The sequence below is a fragment of the candidate division WOR-3 bacterium genome (assembly GCA_039802205.1).
Lineage (GTDB): Bacteria > Hydrothermota > Tepidihabitantia > SM23-42 > JAOAFX01 > JAOAFX01.
Genome location: JBDRWD010000087.1, coordinates 1 through 7,478 on the forward strand (window position 1 = coordinate 1; position 7,478 = coordinate 7,478).

At 36.1% G+C, this 7,478-nt stretch carries 7 protein-coding genes; all 7 read right to left on the minus strand.

The features are described from left to right. Positions 1–678 (minus strand): hypothetical protein (locus ABIL39_12005; GenBank protein MEO0166849.1); only part of this gene is annotated, 678 nt, incomplete at its 3' end. A gap of 28 nt (positions 679–706) precedes the next feature. Then, the gene (gene csm5 / locus ABIL39_12010; protein ID MEO0166850.1) at positions 707–1,867 is read right to left on the minus strand and encodes a type III-A CRISPR-associated RAMP protein Csm5; all 1,161 of its coding nucleotides are present in this window, start codon (positions 1,865–1,867) and stop codon (positions 707–709) included. Between the two features lie 4 nt (positions 1,868–1,871). Further along, positions 1,872–2,879: a type III-A CRISPR-associated RAMP protein Csm4 gene (gene csm4 / locus ABIL39_12015; protein ID MEO0166851.1), complete on the minus strand. Its 1,008-nt coding sequence runs from the start codon at positions 2,877–2,879 to the stop codon at positions 1,872–1,874. After that, positions 2,876–3,700, minus strand: a complete 825-nt coding sequence (gene csm3 / locus ABIL39_12020; protein ID MEO0166852.1) for a type III-A CRISPR-associated RAMP protein Csm3 — start codon at positions 3,698–3,700, stop codon at positions 2,876–2,878. The genes csm4 and csm3 overlap by 4 nt, the downstream gene beginning before the upstream one ends. Beyond that, the gene (csm2, locus tag ABIL39_12025) at positions 3,700–4,110 is read right to left on the minus strand and encodes a type III-A CRISPR-associated protein Csm2 (protein ID MEO0166853.1); all 411 of its coding nucleotides are present in this window, start codon (positions 4,108–4,110) and stop codon (positions 3,700–3,702) included. Before csm2 ends, csm3 begins: the two co-directional genes overlap by 1 nt. Positions 4,111–4,119: 9 nt before the next feature. After that, positions 4,120–6,351 (minus strand): type III-A CRISPR-associated protein Cas10/Csm1, encoded by a 2,232-nt coding sequence (gene cas10, locus ABIL39_12030; GenBank protein MEO0166854.1) that lies wholly within the window; start codon positions 6,349–6,351, stop codon positions 4,120–4,122. A 50-nt stretch (positions 6,352–6,401) separates the two neighbouring features. Continuing rightward, entirely contained in the window at positions 6,402–7,319 is a 918-nt protein-coding gene (gene cas6 / locus ABIL39_12035) for a CRISPR system precrRNA processing endoribonuclease RAMP protein Cas6 (GenBank protein ID MEO0166855.1), read from the minus strand. Between the last annotated feature and the right edge of the window lie 159 nt (positions 7,320–7,478).

The following is a 7,478-nucleotide window of genomic DNA, read 5'->3' on the forward strand; positions in this document are numbered from 1 at the left end:
ATGTTCCCTCAACATTGAATATTGGTTTATTTTTGTGATAGCACTTTCCATATATTTCAATGCTTCAGCAAACCGTAATTGGCTCCAGTTCAAATAGGCATCAGCAATGTCTTTTTTAATCGCAACTTTCCTGGGATCTTGCAATTTTTTTGACAAGAATTCATAAATATCACGAGCACCCGCAAAGTTATATTCGTTAAAAAGTTTATCCGCTTTCGCCTCTTCAAGAAAACCAGTCTGTTCATAGGCATTGCCGAGAGGAATTATTTGCATAGTGTTTGGGTCTGGCTTACCATCTTTATATTTCACATTAACATATACCATTTCTAATCCCAAAAATGATGCAATCATCGTTACACCCGCACTCATCCATTTTCTACCACCAGTAGGGTCAACGAGAATCTCTTCATCCGTAACCTTAACCTCATCTTTTAACCATTTATAAAGCGCATTAAATTTAGCAATCACTCTAACAATCTCATCGGGATTATCATCGAAATACTCCACCCGGCATTTTGGTGGAGATAATGAGCATGCGTTACATATTTCATCTAATGTTTTTTTACATTCCGGTGAGGCGGTTACTAAAAGGCCAATATAATCAGGCTTTAATTGTTGAATAGAATAGATTATCTGCTCACCCTGAGCACCAACAGTAATTATCATTGCTCTGGACATTAGACCTCCATGGCAGTTATTAAAAAATTTATAGAACTATTTCCGCCCAGCCGAAAACCATTTTGTTAGTTCCAGTAACTATTATCTCGCGTGAACTTGGAAATATCTCAGGTCGCTGTTTTTTTCTGCCTAATTTATAGGCACGAAAGATATCACTAAATATTGGAGATTGGTCTCTTTTGAAGAGTAGACCAACAGATTTTTTAATCCATCCCGTACCTTTTCCCAAGGGTAAAAGAATTTTGCCATTATTACGCATTGATTTTAGGCTCTCGTAAAAGTTTATAATATCACTTAGCTGTGACGAAATTGGATGCTTTCTGAAATAATTTAGTTCCCAATCAATTATGTCATCTACAAAGATGTTTACACAATCAAAGAGGTCTTTTAGCGTTTGGGGAAATAAACCGATTTCAATCTGTTTTAAAAAACCTGTTTGGGCTAACGATTCAGCAAATGATATTTTGACTTCAATTTTTGGCGTTTTATTAGACAAAACTTCGTAATAATTTCTGAAGCCAAGGAATCTATCCTTTGAAAGTCGTTGTGTTTGAACGACCATAAGCACATTATCTTTAGGTAAGGCTTGAGAATCGCTAACAGACCAAAGACGCATCAAATCGTTTTTACCATCCTTTTTATCGCGGAAGATTGTATTTTCAACAACTTCTTCATCATTTGGAACGAGTTTTTTCCGGTTTTCTTTTTTATCCTCCACTTCCTTCACGGCATCCGTTTTTATTTTTTGATATACTCTCGGTGATTTTTTCATTATTGCATATGCGATAGCGGTCCTTAATGCACCTTTTATGGAACTACCAGGAATATAGGGCTCAGATTTATTGGTTTTGATAAATTCCCATATTGTGGCAGCATTCCCTTTTTCTGCCCATCTTTTTAACGATTCAGCAATGTTTTTATCTATCTTGTTTTGATTTCGTATCAACTCACTTTTTCCTAAATATACTTTGTCTTTTTCCATCAATAGCCATAATGGCTTAGTCATTTGTGCAAAAATCTCCTCTGCCTCCTTGGGATATTGCTTGATAAACAAATCCAAATTAAAGACCTTTAGGTAGTCCACATCAGGATAATATTCATAAGGATAGTATTCATTCCCTGAACCGATATGCACAGGACTTACAACTCTTATCCATATGGTGTTAGTGTCATTTATTTGGTTACTCATAATATTACTCCATCTTTACTGTAAATGCTAATCCATAATGGTAAATTTTTGTATTATCAGATTTTTCTTTTACAACCGGTAACATTCCATATATCTTCTGATTCTCAAGTATGGGGAACACAGAACCTTCTTCTATCATAATCACTGATTGCTTCCAAATATTGGTAGATTCGCTAAAACTACTTTCCATCTTGCCCTTGCGTCTGATAATCTTATACCAGCAGTCTTCAGAATTTTTTTGGAAAAATTTCCACTCTTCAGAGGTAGGAAAATAGAGGGAAAGGGATATCCAATGTTTGCCGCTAACGGGCTCTTTGAATGGGAAGTTCTCTCTGAATTCTAATTGATAATGCCCTTTTCCAACAGAAAAATCACCACCAAGTCCCTTATCACCATAAAATCGAAATACTGCTAATACTTTGGAGAGCCATTCTTCTTGACATCGGAGCAGGATAAAAGCCCCACAGTCTGACTCAAAGAATACCTCATTGGTATGGTATAATTTCCCTTCAATTGTTCCAGCTCTAATTCTGTCAACCGCATTACCCGGAATAGTAGACACTTTCATGGGCAGAGCGGTGATTTTTTTCTTTGAAAGAATTTTTTCATCATCAGATAGCAAATATTCTTTTTTGAGAAGTTTATCCCATAGATCACATTCTTTATATCCATAACTTATTATTTCCTGGAATACATCACTATCCACATACTGAGTCTTAGCGAATTTCTTTTGGAGTTTGTAATGCGATTTTTCCTCAGCTGGTTTAAGCGGTGGTGAGCAAACTTTTGGAAAAAGATGAGTAATGTTATTTTCTTTGGCAATAAATGGAAAGGCTGACGAGATTAAAAGCACCGGATTGGTAGTTTGATAAGAAGCAATAAAATCCATTAGTATTTTTTCACCATAAAAAAGGCGAATTCCCCAGCAAATGGCGCCGAAAATTGTATCCGAATGCGGAATATTTTCTTTAAATCCGCCAGTGGATTTGAGGTATAATGTTAATTCTTTCATTTTTTATTACCCAAAATTTCTTCGATTTCTTTTAATTTATCACTTCCAAACTTCCTAAAGTCCATTACTACATCAGTTCCATCAGTGCCTTCTTCATAATCTTTGGAAGTTTTCACTTTTATTTTATTTATATCAAATTGTATCTTGCCTGAACCACGCGAACCATAACCACCAAGAGAAGAATCTTCAAGGAGATGCATCGCTTCAAATAGATATTGGATATTAACTAAATCAATGAGGTTATTTTCATTACCTACCTGATATATGCTGTAAACCATCTCTAATTCAAATTCCGAATCTTTGGGCACGCGTTCAATTGTTCTCGGAATTGCTTTAGCAGTAATTCTGTTAAGCACATTTTCGGTCTTCCATTCCGCCTTGGGAAGACCTTTCTCTGCCTGCAGCCGATTAAGCATTTTCTTTGTCGCTTCGGTAGGATGGGCATCTCTTATCATAAGCCGAGTTGGTCCTATTTTTCTTTCTTCCTCAGCAGGTGCACCAAAAATGCGGCAAACGATACAATCTGGTTTACCACAGGTATGAACTTCACCTATCTCCTTCTTTTTCTTGGTACTCTCACTCTCCTTATTGTTTTCTTCTTCTTTTATCTGAATAAGACCTTTTGACCATTCCAGGAGACTGCGCAGTTTACCCTTTAATGAAGAACCAGGAATATAGGGATAACCATCAACCGGATTTTTGATGATTGGATTATCCATACCACCTATTTCATAACCTTCAACCATGCCGCCAATATGGAGCGCTGTTAAACACTTAATTTTCCCAAGTATGATTATATTTCCACGAAATCTATAATCCATCATTCCTCCTCTTTTTTGGGTGCTTGTGCATAAAAATACCCGTAAAGATTTTCAAAGAATGTAGAAAAGTCTTTTGTAGATTGTAAAACATCGCTGCTTTTCAGTATGATGTCTATTCCAGCTACAAGCAAATCTTTCAATTTGCTCATAGCTTCCTCTTGTTTTTTACCAATTCTTTTAATATCATAATGCGCACGGGATTTTATTAAATGAAGTTTAACCTTTATTTGTGCCGCAGTGGCACCGCTCTCAATTATTCTCTTCAATCCTTTCAAGTCATCAAAATACTGCCGCATTTTGGTGGTTGATAGTCCTTTCAAAAGACGGGCAATTTCTTCGGCTTTATTTAATGTGACATCATTGAGGAAGCCGGCTTTGAAGATATTCTTAAAATCATCACCCTGTGACATAATACCTCCTTATATTTTATGCCTTGTGGCAAGTAAGGCAAGGGTTGCCCATAAAGGCGTAGTTTTTATCATTTTGGGCATTTTTGTTAATAATTCATTATATACAATATTCTCTTTGCCCTCATTATCTAAGGGGGGGACATTTCTTTTTAAATGATAGAGAAACTTCGGAACCCACCCTGGATTTTCTTTTCCATCATCAGCAAAGTGAGTCCAGTAGATTTGGAGAATATTATAGACAAAACTATGGGATAACTTTTTCTCCTTAATAAATGTAATTAGACCATCAGCAAATTCCAAAGCAGGAAGGGCATCGGACCAAAATGCTGCGAAATCAAACAATGCAATGGAATCTTTTTCTTTCCCATTTCTAATATTTCTTTTAGCGAAACCTTCCAATTTTTCCTTTGCAATGTTTGCGGCAATGCCAATAGGAAATTTGTGTTTAATAAGATGGATTCCACCTGAGATGTGAATTTCTGGATTATTGCCGGAATATTCTTTAAATTTTTTGTATATCTCTTCAGCAATTTTTACAGATTTATTCCAAGGACCAACTATAAATAGATCGTCACCCCCCGAATAAAGAAGATAAATATCACCTATCGCCTCGGCTAACTTGTTCAAATAACCGCTGAAGAATAAATCTATTGAACGACTTAGTGCAGCAACTCGGGATAAAGTTCGATTTTCTCCCAACCCAAATGTAAATATCAAACCTAAATCATCAACATCCATCCGCAAAATGCCGAGAAATTCCCCGCCGGCACTCAACTTTTGAATTTCCTGAAAGGTAAGAATTTGGTTATTCTTTCGCGGCACATGTTGGGCAATAAATTTGAAGCATACTGCAGTATTAGGAAAGGGTTTTCCAAGATAGGTATCCGTAGTATTTAGAATAAATATCATTATTGAATCGGGTGGCACATCATCAATTGAAGATGTCAAACCCCACACATAATTTAATGGGTCAAATTTTATTGAAACCACATTATCATTCAACTGAGTAGTGTGAGGGGCAATAAAAAGATATTTACTATAAGGTATTTTTTGCCCAATTTTTTCGTGTACCACGCAATCGTTACAAGGATTTACACTGGTATCTTTGCCACAAATTTTGCATACATCACCAATAAATTCAAAAGTTTTATGCCAAGAGATATCATAAAATTTATGCAATTTTTCTTTTGCAATTTCAGCCTGTAACTGGTTAAGAGAATCCCCGAAGTTTATAAATCCATTCTCATCAATATCGATACTTGCCATAACCACCGAAAGTTCGCCCTGGTATTTTTCAAGCAGCCATTCATCAAGGACTGTTTTTATCTCAAGCAAATCAGAAGATTCTGGAGCAAGGATTGTAAAATTCCCACCGCCACACCAAATTAAATTCGTTAGTGGTAAATTAAGCTTTTGCAGGATGAATAAAGCGATGGTTTCAACAAGTATCGATAAATAGAAAGAACGACCACGAAGCCGTTGTGCCATTCCCGACTGGGCTTCGTCTGGTGAAGCAATATTATAAAGAAATTTTTGTAAACCAGAAATATCACCACCAATTAAGCGGAATTTATTTGAATGAGATAAGTACAATACTGCAGCAATTGCAGCAGTGCTTTTAAGATGGTCATATAATGATACATCTGGTTCAAATTTAAATGCCGCACTGGGTATGCACCAGGTATACTTTTGGAGGATGTAAAGCAATGTGTTAAAGAATCCATCAAAATTAGTCTTTTCATCCAATCGTGTGATTTCTTTAATAAAATTTTCCCACAGATGCTGATATTCCGTAGTTAAATCACTCGCTATCGCTGGTTCCGTCGGGAATATTTTTGTCTCGTCTAAACATAAAGGATTAAGTTTGAACCCTCTTTCATCCCATTCCTGATTAAAAATCCTAGCTAAAATTGGCAATAGCCTTGACTTTTTAGGATCGCCTGAACCAGCTCTTAACCTTTCAGTTGAAGATAGAGCATCAGCTTTATTGATAATCTTTGATAACTCATCCATAGGCTTATGATGATATAAAATGGGAATTGCAATATTAGAATAAACAGCAGGTAGATATTCTTTAACAAAACTGGCACTCCATTTACTGTGTGCACCGTGTTCACCATAATCCTCAATAGAGAACTCAGCAAAATATTGAGGTTCTCTTCCCGTCCGCTGATAAAACTTTCCTATATCATGCAACAGGGCGGCGAGGATCAGGGATTGATATTCTTCTTTATTATACATCTCTGACTCCTATTTTCGTAAGTATACAAATTTTCTTACAAATGTCAATATCACAATACCAACATTCTGTACTTTCCCATTCCAAAGGCGGTTCCCTTGCCGATATGTAAGACTTCACCCGCCTTCAGATAAGGATAAAACGGCGTCAAATCGCCTTCATAAATCACCGTGCCAACAAAACCATCCATCGGAATCTTTTTATTCTGTCTACTGGAGAATCTTTCTAACTGTTTATATTCAAAATATTCCAAATTTGTTTTGATTGCCTTGGCTTTTTCTAATAAAGCATTAAAGTTTATCTCTAAAAGGCTATCACAATGGAAATAGGAGATCAAGAATAACCGACGCAGCAGATTGGGAATGATTTTGTAAAATTCAGGATTTCTTAATATGATCCCTTGATAAACAATCCGGGTGGGCGTTTGAAATTCAATTTTTATCGTTTTAATCTTTTGCTTTGGAACTGAGAAGTCTATTTTTTGAGATATCACTTTTTGTTTTAATAATTTCGTGTCGGCATCATAAAGAAGACCTTTTTTCTGCGCTATGGAAGTGAGTTTTATTTTTTTTCTTCCCCTGCCAATTCCTTTTTCACCAATCATCTCAAATGCATAGATAAAATAGGGTAGATAATCTATCGCCTTGCTGATAAGGATGAGTTCAAAAGTTAACGCTTCGTCTCTTTCATATACAGTCTTGTTATCAAGCGGTGGTTCAATTATAAAGGGATGCGGGGCATGTTCATATTTTCGCATTATCTTTGCCCCTTCAGGAACTGGTGTTTCAAAAACATAGGTATAGACACATTTTGTTGAGACAAGACATTCATTGCACTCCTTATTTTTGAAAGGGCAGACAACCTTGCGGAAGATATTCCCAAAAGCCCCGCGTATAGTTGAGCCTTTGTATGGAGGTAGAGTTAGTGTATCTATTATCCGATATTTAATATCAAATTCGGCAAAATCCAATTTACCCCCTTAACGTGAAATTCTACACATTTTTTTATCTTTGTCAATAATTCGCTTTGCTGAGTACTCCTCACTTTTAATCTTCGGTTGGGCATAACTTTTTGAAACAAAAAAGCCACGGGTATTTGGATAAATCCAGCTTATCCAATAATTCTAAAC

Bases quoted from the DNA above. Each gene is read 5' to 3' on its own strand.
- csm5 (MEO0166850.1), bottom strand. From the start codon at position 1,867: ATGAGTAACCAAATAAATGACACTAACACCATATGGATAAGAGTTGTA.
- cas10 (MEO0166854.1), bottom strand. From the start codon at position 6,351: ATGTATAATAAAGAAGAATATCAATCCCTGATCCTCGCCGCCCTGTTG.
- csm2 (MEO0166853.1), bottom strand. From the start codon at position 4,110: ATGTCACAGGGTGATGATTTTAAGAATATCTTCAAAGCCGGCTTCCTC.
- csm3 (MEO0166852.1), bottom strand. From the start codon at position 3,700: ATGGATTATAGATTTCGTGGAAATATAATCATACTTGGGAAAATTAAG.
- csm4 (MEO0166851.1), bottom strand. From the start codon at position 2,879: ATGAAAGAATTAACATTATACCTCAAATCCACTGGCGGATTTAAAGAA.